A 20,762-nucleotide genomic window follows, 5' to 3' on the forward strand; every position below is an offset into this window, starting at 1 on the left:
TATTTAATTTATTTAAAACTGCTAAGTATATTATTTATGCAACGAAAAATTAACTGCTAAGTTCGCAAAGATTTACGCTAAGTTCGCAAAGTTTTTATTGTTTTTAATCTATAGCAGAAATTTAACCGCACTAATTGTTGAGTTACTTAATAAGTCTCTTTGTTCCTTAAGGTGACAAGATTGTGGTTACGTCATGGTCAAAAAATATTCAGTCTCAGTTTCTTAGTCACTCTGAACCTTATAAATCCCTACCTAAGTATAAAACCATTTTTCATTGGATCATTAGGATCAATTATAAAATTGTTTACTCCAGTTACATGAGCTGTCCCTTCTACTTGTGGAATCACCGCCTTAAATGGACCAAAATCTTTTTCCTTGACTAACGAACCTTTAAATGTACTTCCTGTAATACTTTCTATTGTAATTTTCTCATTCAATTTTATGGCATTTCTTGCATTTTCAATAGCAATTCTACCAGAAACTCCCGAACCTGTAGGGGAACGATCGACTTCACCATCAGCAAAAACACATACATTTCTGCTGTGGTTTTCTATTTCCTGAGGTTCATCAATAAAAATAGTTCCATAAAGAAAACTCAAATCATCTTCGTAAGGATGCAAAATTTCTTTATCATGATCCATTACAGCATGTTTTATATCCACACCACTTTGAATGATTGTGCGATAATCAGCATCGGTTAATCCAAAATTTAAATTTGTGTTTTTTCTCAAATCTACATAGGCATAAAATGCTCCTCCATAAGCCAAATCATAAACGATGTTTCCTATTCCGGGAACATTTACCACACGATCTAATCCTACAACAAAGCTAGGCACGCAATGAAATCTCACTCCTGTTACTTCTCCATTTTTAATATTTACATAGGAATGAATGCGACCACATGGAGCGTCTATTTTTAATTCGTTTTCGCCTTCTTTTACAGCAATCCAATTCATTCTTGCTGCAAGAGTGCTTATTGCAATAATAGCATGACCACACATACTGCTATATCCTTCATTGTGCATAAAAAGAATACCGAAATCACCTTCTTCGTCATTTGGCGGAAGCAAAATACATCCATACATATCAGCATGACCGCGAGGTTCAAACATTAATGCGGTTCTTAAATAATCGTAATTTTCTTTTATATCTCTGCGATATTCTAATACACTATTCCCTTTAAGAGCTGGAAAACCCGAAACAATAACACGCAGAGGTTCTCCGCCTGTATGCATATCGATAGTTTTTATTTGCAGCACATCTGATGCTATTTTATAATCTGTATTTGAGCAAATGTTGTTATACGTTTTCGACATTTTTTGGTGATTTTAAATTAAATATTTCATAAAAATAAGCAGCTGCAACAAGGTCTTCTAAGGCATGCCCAACTGATTTAAAAAAGGTAATTTCAGTATCGGCAGTTCTCCCTACTCTATTATTACTGCATAATTCAAATAAATCTGCTTTGATAGATTCTTTAGTAATAATTCCGTTGGTTAGCGGAATCAATATATCTCCGCTTTCTTTTAATCCGCCTTGATAAGTATCTAGAAATACGTTCGATTTTAAGATTGCTTCATCATCAGCCTCACGCATGTCTTTTTTATATGCTCCAACTAGATCTAGATGTTGTCCTGCTTTTAGCCATTTTCCAAAAACAAGGGGTGTTGGCGATAATGTTGCTGAAGAGATAATAGCAACATCAGAAATAACTTCTTCAATAGTCAAAACGACTTCACAAGTAAAAGGAGAATCTTTTAATGCATCACAAACCATTTGTGCCTTTTCTGCGGTTCTTCCCCATACATATACTTGCTTTAGAGGACGTACACTGGCATGCGCCTTAATTAAATTTATTGCCAATGCGCCAGTTCCTATCATTAACATTGACGATGCATCTTTACGAGAAAGATAACTACTAGCCAGTGCTGATGTTGCTGCGGTTCTTTTGCCTGTTAGGGATTTAGCATCTAAAATTGCTTTGATATTCCCTTTATGTCCGTCAAGATAAATGTATGTTCCTTGTATAGAAGGCAAATTATATTTACCATTATTAGGACTTACAGTAACAATTTTTACTCCTAAATCTTTGCCGGGCTGAAATGCAGGCATTAGTAATAATGTTGAATCTTTTTTTTCTTCTGGATTAGAAAAATCATGATGATGTCGAAGTGGGACTTCTATTGATGAGGTCGAAAATCCTTCTCGAAGTCCTTCTATTAGTTTTCTAAAATCACAATTTTCTTCAATGAAATTGTCTGAAATAAGTTGAATAGGTTCCATATGTTTTGTTGAAATTTCACTAAAAATAGAAGATTATTTTTTCAAAATATTATTTCATAAAGAACTAGTTAACATAAGACAATTTAAGGTTAATATAGTACAAAAAACTAGATTTTAAAGCTGAATTTCATACCATTGACTCTACTGTTTTTAGTATAAAATAGATATCTTCATATCGTTTAAGAGCCATTATCAAACATAGAAAAAGCCGTAAACAAAATTGCTTACGGCTTTTTAAAAATTGTGGGATTCAGATAGGATTTTACTAAAAATTGATTGCCCTTTTAGCAGTGATATCTCCTCATACTAATTTTTGTTTTTTATATACTTTTTTACTTTCTGATTGATTTTACCAAACAAAGATTCTCCAAGTTCATTTTTCATTTCAATTTCGATTCTGTCACCAAATTTCATAAAAGGAGTCAAAGGTTTCCCATCTTTTATTGTTTCCAAGCATCTAACTTCTGCAATACAACTAGAACCAGTTGGACTTCCTTGGTTTGCAACCGTACCTGATCCTATAACTGTACCAGCCATTAGAGAACGGGTTTTGGCAGCATGAGAAATTAGTTGTCCAAAATTAAACGTCATATCAGTACCCGCATTTGGAGTTCCTATAACTTCGCCGTTTAATATTGACATTAAAGGCAAATTTAATTTTCCGTCAATAAATTCATTTTTAAGTTCATCTACCGAAACTATAACTGGCGCAAAAGATGTCCAAGGCTTTGATTGATAGAATCCAAACTGCTTAGAAAGCTCATTTGGAATTAAATTTCTTAAAGAAACATCATTTATAATTGTTACAAATTTTATATGATTCAAAGCTTCTGTAGGGCTTACTCCAGCTGGAACATCATCAGTAATTACAGCTACTTCTGATTCAAAATCAATTCCCCATTCTTCATCCTCTATTTCAATATCATCATTCGCACCAATAAAAGCATCTGAGGCTCCCATATACATCAATGGGTCTGTCCAAAATGATTCTGGAAGTTCAGCATTTCTTGCTTTTCTAACAAGTTCAACATGGGTAACATAAGCACTGCCGTCTGCCCAATGATAGGCTCTTGGAATAGGAGCTAAAACACGAACAGTTGTAAAATCAAAAGTATTTTCTGTTAACTTATTTGCATTTAAGAGTTCATAAATATTTTGAAGTTTGCTTGCTGTAGTAGCCCAATTATCGATTGCATTTTGCATTGTGGAAGCAATTTCAGGAACTCGAATGGCTTTTGTTAATTTTTTATTTACAACAACTAATTCTCCATCCCTTGTATTATTATCTATTGATGCTAATTTCATTAATTATTTTTTTAGTTTATTAATATTTAAAAACCACTTGTAAATCAGACAAATACCCAAAATCAAAGCTGTTTTTAGTGTTAAACGAATATAAGAAATAAAAAAATAAATACACAAGGAAACACTTTCAGAAGAATTTCATACCTACGTTTTTTATTTTTTAAGATTGCATTTTTAGCTCCTCGAAAAATCATTAGCTTATATAGTATTTTGTTATTTTTATACTTCTATTTTATCCCAAACTAGTTAAAATAGGTCAATTTTAAGTTAACATAGTATGAATTGATTTCTTTTGAAGGCAGTATTTTTATAAAAAATCTAATTAAAATAATGAAAAAGTTAAAACACACTTTATTACTTCTGGTTGTTTCCTTTATTTCATTTTTGAGTTTTGCTCAAACTGAAACTACCAGTAAAACCGATTTAGAGAATAAATTAGCACAATTGTTCCCTGGTTCCGAAATTACTAAAATGAAAGATCTTGATGGTTTTAAAGAATCATACCAACTGGTTCTTAATGAACCTTTGGATCATAAGAACCCTAAAAAAGGAACTTTCAAGCATTACATTTATTTGTCGCATGTAGATTTTAATAGTCCGATGGTGATTGAAACGGAAGGTTATGCTGCTAGATATACTAAAACCGAATTGAGTACGCTATTAAATGCCAATCAGGTTATTGTAGAATATCGTTTTTATGGAAAATCAAGACCTAATCCAATTCCTTGGGAATATTTAACCAATGATCAGGCAATAGCCGATTACCATGCTATCGTTACTAAATTAAAGCAATTGTATACTGGCAAATGGATTTCTACAGGAATCAGTAAGGGTGGAGAGACAACTTTAATTTACAAATCAAAATACCCAAAAGATGTTGATGTTGCCGTTCCTTACGTAGCGCCATTAATTAATACTCAAGAAGACCCTAGAATACAACAGCACCTTGCGACTGTAGGTAGTGCTGAGTGTCGTGAAAAAATAACTGAATTTCAACGTGCATTACTAGAAAACAGACCTGCTCTTCTTAACGAAATAAAAGGTTATGCTGAACTGAAAAAAATGACTTTTACCGAAGTTTCTATGGATGAAGCATTAGAATATAGCGCATTAGAATTTCCTTTTTCTTTCTGGCAGTGGGGAGGCAAATGCGAAGAGATTCCAAGTAAAAATGCTTCTTCTAAAGAATTGTTTGATTATATGAATAAAATCGTTGGCATTAGCTTTTACAACGATACTACATTTCATGATTTATTGCCTTCTTATTACCAGCACATGAGCGAATTGGGGTATTATGGTTTTGATTTTACTCCTGTAAAAGATTTGATTTCAAATGTAAAAGGCACTTCAAATTCTCGATTTGCACCCAAAGAGGTTCAAATAAGTTACAATCCTAAGTACATTAAAAAAGTTAGAGAATTTGTAGAAAATAAAGGCTCTAAAATACTTTATATATATGGTGGTTATGATACTTGGGGAGCTTGTTCTCCAACACCTAATCCTAAACTTGATGCCTTGAAAATGGTTTTACCCGGAGGAAGTCATGCTACAAGAATTAAAAATTTCCCTAAGCAGGATCAAGAAAAAATAATGAATACACTAACTAATTGGTTGGCTAAATAATATTATAAAATATATTTTCAATGAAAAGAGAAAAGCAATAACTGCTTTTCTCTTTTTTATTTTAGCTCATTGCTATTTGATGAAATCAAACCGGATTGCAATATTGAATTATCTTATGCTGACGTTAATTAATCAATTTTGCATTTTATTTTTTTATGTCTTACTGTCTTTACAAATGATTTTACAAGAGTACTATTCTTTTAACTTATTGTGATTCTGCGTATATCTATACAAGAAATACCGACAAGTCAAATTAAAAATAATCATAATTTTATTAAGTAAATTCAATGAAAAACATTTAATTTTATGTTCTAAAATATATCTTATGAAAAACTACGTATTACTCTTCGTTTCTGTTTTAACGCTATCTTTTAATTCTTGCACAACGATGAAAGACACTACTAAAACTGCCGATCTTTATAATACAACTTGGGAACTAGAATATATTACTGGTCCACGTATTGCTTTTGAAGGTTTATATCCTGATAGAAAACCATTTATTAAATTTGACGAAAGTACAGGTCAAGTTCAAGGAAATGCAGGATGTAATGGCTATAGTGCTCCATATACTTTAAAAGGCAAGAAACTTACTTTTGGAGAACAAGGGCCTGCTACACTAATGTTTTGTGAAGGTGGTGGAGAACAAACGTTTCTACAAACAATCAGAAAAATTGATGCCTATTCTATCGATAAAGATGGTAAGCTTAATTTATTGATGAACGATGTTCCGATGATGAGATTTAAAAAAGTAACTAAATAATTTAGATTGCTTATACTACTGCTAAATTATTCTAGCATATAAAAAATAAAATCCCTCAATACAGAGGGATTTTTTATTGAGAGTAAATACGCTATTCTTTTACTTCTTTGGAGCGTTTTGCATTAACCACAAAGATTTACACAAGGATTTATTGATAACCTGAATACTGCGACTGAATACTACTTAACTTCTTCAAATATAAACTCTGAATCGGTGTAGCTTATGGGCACATCTGGAATAAAACAAGGTATTCCTAGGTAGGTGCTTATTACTCCATTCCCTAAAAACAATTTATTCTCTTTTTTTAATAATGCTATCGGAATTATTTTTAGACCTCCTCCGTATGATAAATAATTATAATCTCCTTTAAACAATGTATCGCCTACAATATCGCCTTTTACACTTCCTGAATCTTTCATAGCCTTTCCATATTTTATTTCATACTGTCCATAAAAACGGTTTTTATTTATTGTTAATGATAAAAGAGCTGTGTCTTTGTTTGCATTTACTGCTTTATAGACGAAATGCTTTTCTTCTTGTTTTTCTTTTGAATTGCAACTGTATATCAATAACAATACTGTGATTATAAATAAAAGTGTTGATTGGCTTGCTATATGCTTTCTTATTATTTCTAAATTCATATCTGGGTTGTGCTATATTTCCTCAAAAATAAGAAATAGCAGGTTAATATTGTAGTATTATTTTTTTAGTAATCAACAAAAATTATAATTCTGATTTTAAACTAAATTAGAATTAAAAGAGTAGCATAGAAACTCTTAGGTAAACAAAAAATCCCTCTGTATTGAGGGATTTGTTTTTAGAATCATACAATCTGTAAAGAATAACATATTGAAAAATAAGCTTCAAAAAACTTAATCATTGTTAATATATAAGTAACCCGCTTTATCTTTAGAAGTTCCGTTAGACACTCTAAACTTTAGTATATAGAAATACGTTCCTGTTGGTAATCCTTCTCCTCTATTTATGGTAACTCTTCCTTCGGATATTCCTCTAAACCAATTACCATTGGCTCCATAATTTGAAGTTTCAAATACTTTAACTCCATAGCGATTGTATATCTCCAATGTATTGTCTGGGAATTTTTCTAATCCAGTAATATTGAAGTAATCATTATATCCATCATCATTAGGTGATACAGCGTTATAAACAACAACATCATCTACGTTTGGTATTTTAACTTTAGCTAGTGTGAAAATTCCTGATTTATCAACTGCAGCTGTAACCGTTTCGTTTTGCGCATCAACAGCCGATGCGTAAAGTTTCCACTTTGATTGTGTATCATCCCATCGCACAATTGCCAAAGAATGATTAGAGTCTGTTTTGGTTAATTCGCTTGGTGTTGTATTACTATTCCAAGTCAATGTTAATGCTACATCAACAGTAGATTGATTGCTTTCTAGTTCCCAATATTCATTGGCGTCTATTAATGCAATATTATCCTCTTTTTGAGCGTGAGGATAAGATACATTTGAATTTTCAAACACATACTTACTCTTAAAAAAATTCTTGATTGAGCTCGTTTGATTTATTGCTGATGGTCTGAAATATCCACCATCTCCTATAGGGAATTGAAACTCTTTACTGCCATTGCGTTCCACATAACCATCAACATAACTATCATTACTTGTATTATTATGGGTTGCATTAGTTTCAAAAACAATTGTTCCTCCTAAATTATTATTGGAAATTATTCCTTCATAAAAATCAGTAACTCCATAGATACTAATTGTAGATGATAATAAAAATGCAGGCTGAATCATTCTGTTTTCAAACTTGACATTATTAAACTCGCTTTGTTCAATACCAGAAATAATCTGAGCAACTGCTGAACCTTTAAAATAGGTTAATCCTGAAGTAGCTTTTGGACTAAAGGTTACTAATCCATCATTATTATAATTGGAATAAACAATAAATTGTCCATCATTAATAAAATCCCCAGTTTGTTTATTATTAAAATCTGCTACTGTTGCAAATTCTGTTCCGGGCAGAATCGATAATTCTCCTGTATTTACAGTTTGTGCGCTAAGTTTACCAATAAAAAGTATTGATAGAATTGCTTTTATATAAATTTTGGTCATCTTTTATTATTTAAAATGTTACCTCAGAATGCAACGAATTACATCCTTAATTTAAACGCTGAGTTATAAAACACCTCAATTATTACATTGATAAAAGAGGTGTTATTTACTTCTATCCTTTATTTAAGGAATCAAATAGCTCGAATTAGTATTTTCCTGTGCATATTTAATTGCCCAAGCCATTGTATTTGCATACAGCAGACTATTATAAACTATAATACCTCCATTATAAACTTTTGATTGAACAAGTCCTGTTGCAGTAATCTTAGCCGGCCAAGTAGTTGTTGATGTATTAGTAGCTGTACCCGCTGTCCATCCTGAATCTCCTATATACATATATCCTAAAGTGTTGTGCTTAAATGAAAATATTCGAGAAGCATTGCCCGTTTGAGTTGATAAAGCTGTTACGTTTGCAGATAGTCCAGTAACATAATAAGAGTTGTTTACATCACTACCCAAACTAAGGTTTTTTATGCTTCCAAAAGGACCATTTAAAAGCGGATCAGAAACATTCAATATTGGATTTGTATAAGTTGTTCCTGTTCCTGAAACTGATGCATTTGAACCAGTTATTGTGTTGATTAAGTTTGTAGTACTTGTAACATCATTTTCTTGAGAGTGAATTAATACTCCTTTTTTATTTTTTACAAAATCATTCAAAATTAAAATTGAGGCTGCATTAGGTCTGTAATTGTATCCTATCACTATAATATCAATATTATTTGTATTGATTAAATTTTTTAATGTGGTACCATCAGCATTAGATCCGTTAACAATCTGCAAGTTTTGTATCTGCACTGTACCTGTAGGTCCAAAATTAGATGTTGAAGCTAATATTGCTCTTGAAGCTTCTGCCGAACCTGCTGTTCCTGGTTGGTACATTCCTGATCCTAACCCTAAAACTTTCATGGTACGGAAAACAAATGCTATGCTTTTATTACAAGTTGTTCCTCCATTAGTACTATTTGCGGTAATTGCATAAGTAAATGAACCTCCTGATGTCGGAGTACCTGTAGCCCTCATTACTACATTCTGTGCTCCTTTTGTAGTAAACGTTCCTGATGCTGAAAAACTGATTCCGTTTACTGTATTTGTATTTATAGTATATGCTCCCACATAACTTACATTTACAGGAACCGTCATTGTATTTGTTCCACTCATGGCTACACCTGGTGCATAAGTTCCGCTTGTAGTAATTCCAGAACAATTTGTTGTATAAGCAACTGGTTGTCCAGCGATAACAACTTTAATTGTACATGTTCCTACCATTCCAGGATCTCCATACACTATAAGATCTGTTGTTCCTCCTGCAATTGGTGTTCCAGAACCTATAAGTGTTACATTTTGCTGTCCTAAGGTAGTTAAATTGATTAACCCTGAAGTAAATGAAATTCCATTTGCTGTACTAGTCCCAATTGCTGTTTGCCCTGTTGCAGTAACATTAATTGGCAATGTTATTGTGTTAGTAGCCATTAATGCTACATCTTGCATATATACTCCACTTTGTGTTATAGCAGTACAATCTGTTGTATAAGCTACTGGTGCTACTGTAATTGGAATACCACTACATGAAGCTCCGCCCACAGTCGTTGCATTAGACGATAAATTAAAATTATTTACACCAGAAGCAATTGGCGTTCCAGTTCCTAACAATTCTATTGTTTGATTACCTGTAGTCGCAAACGTTCCTGTAGCACTAAATGAATAACCGTTCACCATATTTGTTTTCATACTCCAAAAACCAACACTAGTTACATTTACAGTTACTGATAATTTATTTGAAGCTGTTAGTGGAATTCCTATAAAATAAGACCCTTCTGGCGTGACACTTGCACATGATATTGCAAAATCAACATTGGCATTCTCGACAAAAATATGTGGTGCACATGAAACGTCTATTCCATTTAATGCAATAGTTACTACATCTCCTAAACTTCCTACATCATACCCTATATTTGGCGTACCAACTCCTGGCAGGTTCAATACATACGAGCCTGCATTAGGAAAAGTTCCACTAGTATTAAAATAATACCCATTGGCTGTTATTGCCGAAATCGTATAGGTTCCTGGTTGTGTAACAGTTACTGGAATAGTCAAATAATTTGTTAATGTTAAGATTTCACCTTGCTTAAAAGTGCCGTTGGCTTTAATTTGATCACATTGCACAGTAGAAACATTGAATACGGCTGGTGGTGGTGTACCACAGATACTTAACCATACCCCTTGTCCCTTACTCCAATAATCAAAACATCCAGTTGTTGTATTGAAAATCAATAACCCATCAGTTAAATTTGCTGCCGATATCCCATCACGCTGTGCCGTTGTCAATCTTGAAGTCAGCATTCCTTTGTTACTACTCTCTAATTCAAGCAAAGCACCCGGAAAAGCTTTTTCTGCCCCAGCACTTATTGATCCATCTTTTATTTTTGTACTTTCTACCTGAGCAAAAAGAGAACAAAAACTAAGTAAACTGAAGATCATTGTCAGAACAAAATTTTGCATTTTATATATTCCTATTTTCATAATTTTATATTTAAACATTAGAACTATGTTAGCCAAAGGGCTACTATTTAGTACTTATTATTAAATAGCTTATATGCCCCATACTAACTTTTATTCACTTATTTAATTAAATTTTTCTTCTATGATTTTTTCTAAGATTCCTAAACGTTTATTCATTGCGTCTGAAGCTTCTTTTAATTCTTTAATCATTTTATCTTTTGCTTCGATTTCTTCGCTTTGAAATTCATTTATCTTATTTTGTTCTATAATATGCAAGTAAATTTCTTCTGTCTTTTCTAATAACTGTATTGATAGTTCAGACATATTAAATGAGTATCCTTCTTTTGTCTTTTCTAATTCATTAATTGGTGTTATTCCCGGAAGGTGTTTATGCTTTTTAATATATTCTTCTATTTCTGCAAGTTGCTTAAATTTATAATCTGCTTTTATTTCAGAAAATCCTTGGAAATAGTCTTCAAACACATAATCGGCATAGTAGCTATTTACTGTGGTTATTGTACCATTTACTCTCAATTTTTCATTAACTGCACTAGATGGTTTTTTATAACCAATTCCTACCCATCCATTTGTATAGATATCTTCGGTATTTAATGTAGCTCCAACATTAGTTGTTGAACTAAACCAAGGTTCTTTTACAGCTACTCCAAGATCTAATTGTGTTGTTTTTTTGTTTTCATCTGTATAATCTAAAGTTCCTGTTGTCTCATTTACATCAAGAGTTGTTAGCGTTTCCGCTTCACCAACTAAATCAACCATTTTAAACTCTGTAGAATGCCCCTTTTCGTCTTTATAGACTAAAGAATGATCTGCACCATCATAAGCCAATGAAGTTAATGTTTCCACTCCTTTAACTAAAACCGACAAATCGATTGAATTAGGGGTGTTTGTTTCATCTGTATAAGTCAATGTATGTTTATCAAATAATTGCCCATCAACATCTATTTCTTGCGTTATTACATCTGTCAAAGACGTCACTGTTTCTTTTATTGCTTCTGGATTACCTAATGCATTTGTGTAAGTTGCAATTGTATTTCCTACAGTTACAACTGGCAATAGTGTAGTAACGCCATCATCTCCTTTATCTCCTTTTAAAGTGTCTTTATCCTCTTGGGTTAAATCAGCAAAAGTTAATTTATCACCTTTATCACCTTTCAATCCGTCAAGTTGCTCCTGAGTAAAGTCTGTAAATGTAAACGACTTCCCATCTGCTCCTTTTAGACCATCAAGTTCTGTTTGAGTGAAGTCTGAAAATTTAAATGAATCTCCTTTCTCACCTTTCAGTCCGTCAAGTTGCTCCTGAGTAAAGTCTGTAAATGTAAATGACTCCCCATCAGCTCCTTTTAGACCATCAAGCTCTGTTTGAGTAAAATCTGAAAACTTAAATGAGTCTCCTTTTTCGCCTTTTAGACCGTCAAGCTCTGTCTGAGTGAAATCTGTATATTTAAATGAATCTCCTTTTTCACCTTTCAATCCATCAAGTTGCTCCTGAGTAAAGTCAGTAAATGTAAATGACTTCCCATCGGCTCCTTTTAGACCATCAAGCTCTGTTTGAGTAAAATCTGAAAACTTAAATGAGTCTCCTTTTTCACCTTTCAATCCGTCAAGTTGTTCTTGTGTAAAGTCAGTAAATGTGAATGACTTCCCATCTGCTCCTTTTAGACCATCAAGCTCTGTTTGAGTGAAATCTGAAAACTTAAATGAGTCTCCTTTTTCGCCTTTTAGACCGTCAAGCTCTGTCTGAGTGAAATCTGTATATTTAAATGAATCTCCTTTTTCACCTTTCAATCCATCAAGTTGTTCTTGAGTAAAATCAGTAAATGTAAATGACTCTCCATCTGTTCCTTTTTCGCCTTTTTCACCTTTCAATCCGTCAAGTTGCTCCTGAGTAAAATCAGTAAATGTGAATGACTCTCCATTTAATCCTTTTTCGCCTTTCAATCCATCAAGTTGCTCCTGAGTAAAGTCTGTAAATGTAAATGACTTCCCATCTGCTCCTTTTAGACCATCAAGCTCTGCTTGAGTGAAATCTGAAAACTTAAATGAGTCTCCTTTTTCACCTTTCAATCCGTCAAGTTGTTCTTGTGTAAAGTCTGTAAATGTGAATGACTTCCCATCTGCACCTTTTTCACCCTTCAAGCCATCAAGTTGTTCTTGAGTAAAATCAGTAAATGTAAATGACTCTCCATCTAATCCTTTTTCTCCTTTTTCACCCTTTAGTCCGTCAAGTTGTTCTTGAGTAAAGTCTGTAAATGTGAATGACTCACCATTTAATCCTTTTTCTCCTTTTTCACCCTTAAGTCCATCAAGTTGCTCTTGTGTAAAGTCTGTAAATGTGAATGACTCACCATTTAATCCTTTTTCTCCTTTTTCACCCTTAAGTCCATCAAGTTGCTCTTGTGTAAAGTCAGTAAATGTAAATGACTTCCCATCAGCTCCTTTTAAACCGTCAAGTTCTGTTTGAGTGAAGTCTGAAAACTTAAATGAGTCTCCTTTTTCACCTTTCAATCCATCAAGTTGTTCTTGAGTAAAATCAGTAAATGTGAATGACTCTCCATCTATTCCTTTCTCACCTTTTTCACCCTTTAGACCGTCAAGTTGCTCCTGAGTGAAGTCAGTAAATGTGAATGACTCTCCATCTGTTCCTTTCTCTCCTTTTTCACCCTTCAATCCGTCAAGTTGTTCCTGAGTAAAATCTGTAAATGTGAATGACTTCCCATCTGCTCCTTTTAGACCATCAAGCTCTGTTTGAGTGAAGTCTGAAAACTTAAATGAGTCTCCTTTTTCACCTTTTAATCCGTCAAGTTGTTCTTGAGTAAAATCAGTAAATGTGAATGACTCTCCATCTAATCCTTTTTCTCCTTTTTCACCTTTTAAACCGTCAAGTTGTTCTTGAGTAAAATCTGTAAATGTGAATGACTCCCCATCTGTTCCTTTCTCACCTTTTTCCCCCTTTAGTCCATCAAGTTGTTCTTGTGTAAAGTCAGTAAATGTGAATGACTCCCCGTCTGTTCCTTTCTCACCTTTTTCCCCCTTTAGTCCATCAAGTTGTTCTTGAGTGAAATCAGTGAATGTAAATGACTTCCCATCAGCTCCTTTTAAACCGTCAAGCTCTGTTTGAGTGAAGTCTGAAAACTTAAATGAGTCTCCTTTTTCACCTTTCAATCCATCAAGTTGCTCCTGAGTAAAGTCAGTAAATATGAATGACTCTCCATCTAATCCTTTTTCTCCTTTTTCACCCTTAAGTCCATCAAGTTGCTCTTGTGTAAAGTCAGTAAATGTAAATGACTTCCCATCTGCTCCTTTTAAACCATCAAGTTCTGTTTGAGTAAAATCTGAAAACTTAAATGAGTCTCCTTTTTCACCTTTCAATCCATCAAGTTGTTCTTGAGTAAAATCAGTAAATGTGAATGACTCTCCATCTAATCCTTTTTCACCCTTTAGTCCATCAAGTTGCTCTTGTGTAAAGTCAGTAAATGTGAATGACTTCCCATCTGCTCCTTTTAGACCATCAAGCTCTGTTTGAGTGAAATCTGTATATTTAAATGAATCTCCTTTTTCTCCTTTTAAACCGTCAAGTTGTTCTTGAGTAAAATCAGTAAATACGAATGACTCTCCATCTGTTCCTTTCTCACCTTTTTCACCCTTTAGACCGTCAAGTTGTTCTTGAGTAAAATCAGTAAATGTGAATGACTCTCCATCTGTTCCTTTCTCACCTTTTTCTCCTTTTAGTCCATCAAGTTGCTCCTGAGTAAAGTCTGTAAATGAAAATGACTCTCCATCTGCTCCTTTTTCCCCTTTTTCACCCTTTAAACCGTCAAGTTGTTCTTGAGTAAAATCAGTAAATGTGAATGACTCTCCATTTAATCCTTTTTCTCCTTTTTCACCCTTTAGACCATCAAGTTGCTCTTGAGTAAAGTCTGTGAATGAAAATGACTCTCCATCTGTTCCTTTCTCACCTTTTTCACCCTTTAGACCGTCAAGTTGTTCTTGAGTAAAATCAGTAAATGAAAATGACTTTCCATCAGCTCCTTTTAAACCGTCAAGCTCTGTTTGAGTGAAGTCTGAAAACTTAAATGAGTCTCCTTTTTCACCTTTCAATCCGTCAAGTTGTTCCTGAGTAAAATCTGTAAATGTGAATGACTCTCCATTTAATCCTTTTTCTCCTTTTTCACCCTTTAGACCGTCAAGTTGTTCCTGAGTAAAATCTGTAAATGAAAATGACTCTCCGTCTGTTCCTTTTTCTCCTTTTTCACCCTTTAGTCCATCAAGTTGTTCTTGTGTGAAATCAGTAAATGAAAATGACTCTCCATCTGCTCCTTTTTCACCTTTTTCACCCTTTAGTCCGTCAAGTTGTTCTTGAGTAAAATCAGTAAATGTGAATGACTCTCCGTCTGTTCCTTTCTCACCTTTTTCACCCTTTAGTCCGTCAAGTTGCTCCTGAGTGAAGTCAGTAAATGTGAATGACTCTCCATCTAATCCTTTTTCTCCTTTTTCACCTTTTAGTCCGTCAAGTTGTTCTTGAGTAAAATCAGTAAATGAAAATGACTCTCCATCTGTTCCTTTCTCACCTTTTTCACCCTTTAGTCCGTCAAGTTGTTCTTGAGTGAAATCAGTGAATGAAAATGACTCTCCATCTGTTCCTTTCTCACCTTTTTCACCCTTTAGTCCGTCAAGTTGTTCCTGAGTAAAATCTGTAAATGAAAATGACTCTCCATCTGTTCCTTTCTCACCTTTTTCACCCTTTAGTCCGTCAAGTTGTTCTTGGGTAAAATCAGTAAATGAAAATGATTTTCCATCTGCTCCTTTTAGGCCATCAAGCTCGGTCTGAGTGAAATCTGAAAATTTAAACGAATCTCCTTTATCACCTTTTTCCCCCTTTAATCCATCAAGAGTAATAATATGAGTAACTCCCGATGCATCAACGTAAGTAAATTGTTGATTAACTGGATTATAAATAACGTTTCCTGTATTAGTGTTCATCTCACCCGATACAACAATTCTATTCCATTTGTTGTCATACCAGTAGTAGTACCCTGGCTTAACATCGGCAACTGTGATAGTGTTAAAAACTAGTAAACTGTTAATATTACCATTTTTGATAGTAGTTGTATCTGTTGAGCTTGCTAATTTAATTCTAGGAATCAGCATACCCTTATCACTAGCTACAACTTCTAATTGTGAAGATGAGTTAGGCATTGGCGTTCCTATACCTACTTGTGAGTATGCAGAGTAACTACCTAGAACAAAAATTAATGGGAGTAATTTATTCTTCATAAGATCTAATAATTATGAGTTAATCATTTATAAATTATAATTTGTAATTCTATACTTAAACCTAATTTGTAAGTTCGTTTCTTCATTAACAATCCAATTTTGTTTACTTACAACTTGAGTTTAAATTATTAGCAAAATTATAGTCTAGTTCTTACTAAGAACTGCCACATAAACTTTTAAAATCAGCATAAAAAGTTACAAATGACTCGAAACAAAATAAATCATAGCTCTTTAATTAACTCAAAATGCTAAACATCTTAAAAACAGCCTGAAATAGAACTGAAATCAAATAATATTGCATAAAAAAAAGGGCTTGACTTTTACTAAAAGCCAAACCCTTTTTTTACCTAAACCAATCTTTTTTACTTCACTTTTTATTCTTTTATTGCAATAATAAACTCCGAACGTCTGTTTAATTCGTGTTCCGCTTCTGAACATTTTACACCGTTTCTACAGTCATTTATAAGTTGGGATTCTCCGTACCCATCCCCTCTAACTCGATCTCTAGAAATTCCTCCTTCAAGAATAATATAATCCATGGTCGTTTTAGCCCTATTTTTGGACAATCTTAAGTTGTAATCATCCTTACCTCTGCTATCTGTATGCGATTTTACTTCTATTGAAATATTGGGACGGCTCTTAAGAATACTAATTATTTTATCCAGTTCGAGTTTTGACGATTTACGAATCGTATATCCGCCATAATCAAAGTAAATAGGACTTAATTTCAATTTATTTGTAAGATCATCTCCATCTTTCAAAGTAATTACTTTATCATCAACTATAACCGAGAATTCATTAAATAAAGCAATTGGTATTTCTATCTTTTCAGAAATTTTATGTCCATCAACAACTATTCTCTCTACTCCAAATCCTTCTTTTTTAAATTCGAAATTATAATTCTTTAATGGTAACAAATTCAACGAATATTTACCCAATTCATCCGTAAACACTGTTTCAATGCGCTCATTCAAATTATCAAAAATGCTTATTTCAACATTGCGTAATGGCTCTCCTGTTATGCTATCCTTTACTATTCCAAAATAAACAGGCTTAATATCAAAAGGAAAAACAACTGGCTTTGTTTCTAAGAATTTATACAAATCATCATCTCCTTTCTCTCCTTTTCTATTAGATGAGAAAAAACCTCTTTTTGAATCGTTATCTATAACATAAGCAAAATCATCACTTGATGAATTTATAGGTTTCCCGACATTAACAACTGTATAGTTCCCTTCACTATCTTTTGCAGCAGCGAAAATGTCTAATCCTCCTAAACCAGGATGCCCGTCAGAAGAAAAATATAATATTCCGTTACTGTCTACAAAAGGGAATGTTTCTCTCCCATATGTATTTATTTCATCCCCTAAAGGCTCCACTTTATTAGCAAAACCACCTCCTTGTTTCCTGCTTACCACATATAAATCGGTATCGCTCATTTTCTTTTTTCTATTCGAAACAAAATACAATTCATCATTATCTGGGCTTAATGCTGGATGTGCCGATGAGGTTCCTTCCATATTAATGGGGTAAGGAAGTTCTTTTATCTTAACCCATTTATTATTCTCTTTTTGTGCCTGAAAAAGCCTTAGGTCTGCAATTGCCGTTTCGCTTTTTGTTTTATCATTTGGTACCAATCTAGTAAAATACATTGTTCTTCCATCATTTGTTATTATTGGTGTACTCTGATGAAACTTTGTATTGATATCTCCAAGTAATTTTTTCTCATTTTGCAATTTTCCGTCTTCATCAATTTGTGCCGAATATAATTTAAGAAAAGGCTTTTCGTTCCAGCTATGCTTACGCTTGATGAAAAACCCAGAATCTTTGGCAGTAGTATAGATCACCTCTTTGTACTTAGGCAATTTTTCAAAAAGATTGTTTTTTTTATTCCCAATTGAAGCATCAAATGATTTTATTGAATCATTTTTTTTTACATTTTCTCCTTTGCTCTTATTTAGGCCTTTCCATCTTTCGACTTGCCCATTATTATCCTCTTTTTTTCTTTTTTGAGCATTCTCTCTTATAATTCTTGCCTTTTCTTGTTTTTCAAATTGAGCAATTTCAAGAGCTTGTTTAATAGCCTCTTCATTAGGTACGAATGCTATCCCAAAATCTGAAAAAATCGAGTTTGTTCCTGCCTCTCCCAGCTCGTCGTATCTACCCGACTGTTTTTCTATAGCTTTCAGATATTCTTTTTTATCCCATTTTTTTGTTTCATCAACATTTCCAACTCCATTATACTTAGCTTGTATTGCTAGTGGTACTTGTTCATTATTATTTGCTCTAAAGCATACAGCATATCTATGATAATACTCTGGAGCGGTATAAGTACTCCCTTCTATCATTTTTGTATACCATTTTAAAGCATTAGAATAATCAGAATTAAAAAAATAAGTATCACCCAAACGAGCATATACTTCTTTAGATTCATATCCATTTTCAATCAATTGTTCGTATAGCTTTCCTGCTTGCACAAAAGCAAATTCATCGTATTTTTCATTAGCGATTGCCAATTTTTTTTCTAGTTTTTGATCCTGCTTTTGAGAAAAACCGATAGCACTACTAAAACAAAATAGCATAACAAGTACTTTGTGTATTTTTATTCCCATAATTAATTTTAATTAGTTTTATTTAGAAAAATCTTGGTGACATCATTCTATTTTTTGACCTGCTCAATAACTCAAATCTCAAAAAGATTTCATGAGATCCTGAATTATAGTTTGCTAGTTTAGTTGTTTCTGCATCATATGAATACCCTACAAACCAAGAATCTGAAACTTGAAACCCTACAAGACCACTTACCGACGCACTCCAACGATAAGCAACACCTGCAGTAAATTTTTCATTGAATAAAAAATTTGCTGAAATATCTGTTTGCAACGGAGATCCCTGCACAACTTTTGTTAATAAGGAAGGTTTGAATTTTAAATTGTAATCTAAATCAAAAACATAACCTGCCATTAAATAATAATGCATACGATCTTTTACAACATAACTTTCTGACTCATCCTTTGCTGATTTATTAAAATATTTTTTCTCTAACATATTCGGAATAGAAAGTCCGATATAGGATTTACCAGAATGAAGATATACCCCTGCTCCAATATTTGGTGAGAATTTATTATCGATATTATATTGAAACCTAGGATCTGAAGGATCTTGAATATTAAGTTTATTAAAATCAACATTCAACAAGTTAGCTGTTCCTTTTAATCCAAAGGACAGTTTATAAAATGGTGACGTATCAATTGAATATGAAAAATCTACTGATAAATTATTCTCTGTTGAAGGTCCAATACGATCATTAATTACAGAAATTCCTAATCCCATATTTGAACTAATGGGAGTATTAACTGAAACAGTATTGGTCACTGGTGCTCCATCCAGTCCAACCCATTGGGTTCTATGCATTCCGAAAACACTAAGTGTACCTCGCGAACCTGCATAAGCTGGATTTATATTAATTGTGTTATACATATATTGGGTATACTGAGCGTCTTGTTGTCCTAACATAGTACTAGAATAACAACATAATATAACTGCTATAAATAAATTTAATTTTTTCATTTTTATACTATTTATTTAAAATATGCCCAAAATTATGGCTTCAGATTTTTTTGGCACTACCACATAAATTCATAAAATCATCACTAAAAGACATAGTACATAAACAACTGTATATCAGTATTTTTAAATAGTAAATTAATTTAGGATTTACTTTTTGATGGGAAGTTTTCGATTGCAAATTATAAGCATAGAAACTTAGCAATCTAATAGCAATGTATTTATATACATTTAAGCCTTAAAACTAAAAACCCGACTACATTATGCAATCGGGTAAAATCTATATCCAAAAAAAATAGACTCATCAAAAATTAGCTCAAATTGTATTTATTTTGCTTTAAATACTACATTAGGCAAATAGCCATGATACTGTTTAAATACCAATGAAAAATAGGAGGTCTTATTGTACCCTAATTCATAAGCGATGTCGCTAATTAATTTAAATTTTCCGCTTTGCAATAATTCTTTTGCTAGTATTAATTTTTCATTTTTAAAATAAGTCGCTGGACTCATGCCAAATACACTAGCATATAAATTTCTATATTTTGAAATCGACATATGGGCAATTTCAGCTAACACTATAATTCCTGGGAAAGGAACCATCAAATTAGATAATAAATACTTTTGTGTTTTCATGATGGCTGTTAAATCCTTTTCTAAAAACAATCCTACTTTGGGCATATTAGAATTTAGCCTTTCAACAAAATAACCAAAAAGTTTATAAGTGGCACTTTTTAGTAAAAACTCATAATTCATAAGATCCATCTTTTGTTGTTTTAAACTGTGTAACACAACTTTGCTTCTGCTATCTATATGTCCATAATAAAACATTTTTCTCGTTTTATCATCAAAAACATTTTTGAAGTCTTTATCTAAAAATTCATCTTGAAAATACGTTTTTATAAACGATTTGCGAATATACAATCTCAAAGAAAATGATCTTTGTCCAACCTGAGAAACATAAGTGCTTTTATGGTTGCTATCCATAATAGCAAAGCCAAGCTTGGATTTATACCCTATATTATGTTTGACATTGTCTACAAAATGTTTGCTAAAATTATCACTCATATCATAATAAATAATCCAAAAATCCTCCTCAGACGGCATTCGTGTTAAGCGCATGGGTTTGTGTAGCACCAGATCAACAATAAGTATTGATATATCAGGACTAATCTCCATAAAATAACTAGAACCGCTAGCCTTGCTCTCAGGAAAATACATTAATTTATTATTGACTCTTGTACATCCCAACCTATCAGCAAAATCTTGTTGCCATTCAGGTGTTAATGATGTAGTATGTTTAAATTCCGGAATTGTTATATCCATAT

The 20,762-nt window shown here is 32.8% G+C and carries 12 protein-coding genes; 2 read left to right on the forward strand and 10 right to left on the reverse strand.

The genetic code is table 11. The features are described from left to right. Nucleotides 1-248: 248 nt before the first annotated feature. The 3 genes from LNQ49_RS01510 to LNQ49_RS01520 form a co-directional block, all read right to left on the reverse strand. Nucleotides 249-1,316, reverse strand: coding sequence for a proline racemase family protein (locus LNQ49_RS01510; protein ID WP_229987017.1), 1,068 nt, complete (start codon nucleotides 1,314-1,316; stop codon nucleotides 249-251). After that, nucleotides 1,300-2,283, reverse strand: coding sequence for a bifunctional Delta(1)-pyrroline-2-carboxylate/Delta(1)-piperideine-2-carboxylate reductase (gene lhpI / locus LNQ49_RS01515; protein ID WP_229987018.1), 984 nt, complete (start codon nucleotides 2,281-2,283; stop codon nucleotides 1,300-1,302). The genes LNQ49_RS01510 and lhpI overlap by 17 nt, the downstream gene beginning before the upstream one ends. A 306-nt stretch (nucleotides 2,284-2,589) precedes the next feature. Further along, the gene (locus tag LNQ49_RS01520; protein ID WP_229987019.1) at nucleotides 2,590-3,588 is read right to left on the reverse strand and encodes a fumarylacetoacetate hydrolase family protein; all 999 of its coding nucleotides are present in this window, start codon (nucleotides 3,586-3,588) and stop codon (nucleotides 2,590-2,592) included. A 330-nt stretch (nucleotides 3,589-3,918) separates the two neighbouring features. On the opposite strand from LNQ49_RS01520, the gene LNQ49_RS01525 reads away from it, so the two are divergent. Both LNQ49_RS01525 and LNQ49_RS01530 read left to right on the forward strand, forming a co-directional pair. Continuing rightward, entirely contained in the window at nucleotides 3,919-5,211 is a 1,293-nt protein-coding gene (locus tag LNQ49_RS01525; protein WP_229987020.1) for a S28 family serine protease, read from the forward strand. Between the two features lie 325 nt (nucleotides 5,212-5,536). After that, entirely contained in the window at nucleotides 5,537-5,971 is a 435-nt protein-coding gene (locus LNQ49_RS01530; RefSeq protein ID WP_229987021.1) for an META domain-containing protein, read from the forward strand. A gap of 179 nt (nucleotides 5,972-6,150) precedes the next feature. On the opposite strand, the gene LNQ49_RS01535 is transcribed toward LNQ49_RS01530, so the two are convergent. The 7 genes from LNQ49_RS01535 to LNQ49_RS01565 all read right to left on the reverse strand — a co-directional run bounded on the left by LNQ49_RS01535 (nucleotide 6,151) and on the right by LNQ49_RS01565 (nucleotide 20,760). Next, nucleotides 6,151-6,612: a hypothetical protein gene (locus LNQ49_RS01535; RefSeq protein WP_229987022.1), complete on the reverse strand. Its 462-nt coding sequence runs from the start codon at nucleotides 6,610-6,612 to the stop codon at nucleotides 6,151-6,153. A gap of 231 nt (nucleotides 6,613-6,843) precedes the next feature. Then, nucleotides 6,844-8,070 (reverse strand): T9SS type B sorting domain-containing protein, encoded by a 1,227-nt coding sequence (locus tag LNQ49_RS01540; protein ID WP_229987023.1) that lies wholly within the window; start codon nucleotides 8,068-8,070, stop codon nucleotides 6,844-6,846. Between the two features lie 123 nt (nucleotides 8,071-8,193). Beyond that, the gene (locus tag LNQ49_RS01545) at nucleotides 8,194-10,593 is read right to left on the reverse strand and encodes a hypothetical protein (protein WP_229987024.1); all 2,400 of its coding nucleotides are present in this window, start codon (nucleotides 10,591-10,593) and stop codon (nucleotides 8,194-8,196) included. A 102-nt stretch (nucleotides 10,594-10,695) separates the two neighbouring features. Next, nucleotides 10,696-15,867, reverse strand: coding sequence for a collagen-like domain-containing protein (locus tag LNQ49_RS01550; RefSeq protein ID WP_229987025.1), 5,172 nt, complete (start codon nucleotides 15,865-15,867; stop codon nucleotides 10,696-10,698). Between the two features lie 374 nt (nucleotides 15,868-16,241). Continuing rightward, on the reverse strand, nucleotides 16,242-18,479 hold the full coding sequence (locus tag LNQ49_RS01555) for an OmpA family protein (protein ID WP_229987026.1): 2,238 nt from the start codon (nucleotides 18,477-18,479) through the stop codon (nucleotides 16,242-16,244). A gap of 22 nt (nucleotides 18,480-18,501) precedes the next feature. After that, nucleotides 18,502-19,437, reverse strand: a complete 936-nt coding sequence (locus LNQ49_RS01560; protein WP_229987027.1) for a PorP/SprF family type IX secretion system membrane protein — start codon at nucleotides 19,435-19,437, stop codon at nucleotides 18,502-18,504. A 324-nt stretch (nucleotides 19,438-19,761) separates the two neighbouring features. Further along, a complete protein-coding gene (locus LNQ49_RS01565) occupies nucleotides 19,762-20,760 on the reverse strand; it encodes an AraC family transcriptional regulator (protein ID WP_229987028.1) in 999 nt (332 codons plus the stop codon). Between the last annotated feature and the right edge of the window lie 2 nt (nucleotides 20,761-20,762).

This window comes from Flavobacterium pisciphilum, from assembly GCF_020905345.1.
Classification (GTDB): domain Bacteria; phylum Bacteroidota; class Bacteroidia; order Flavobacteriales; family Flavobacteriaceae; genus Flavobacterium; species Flavobacterium pisciphilum.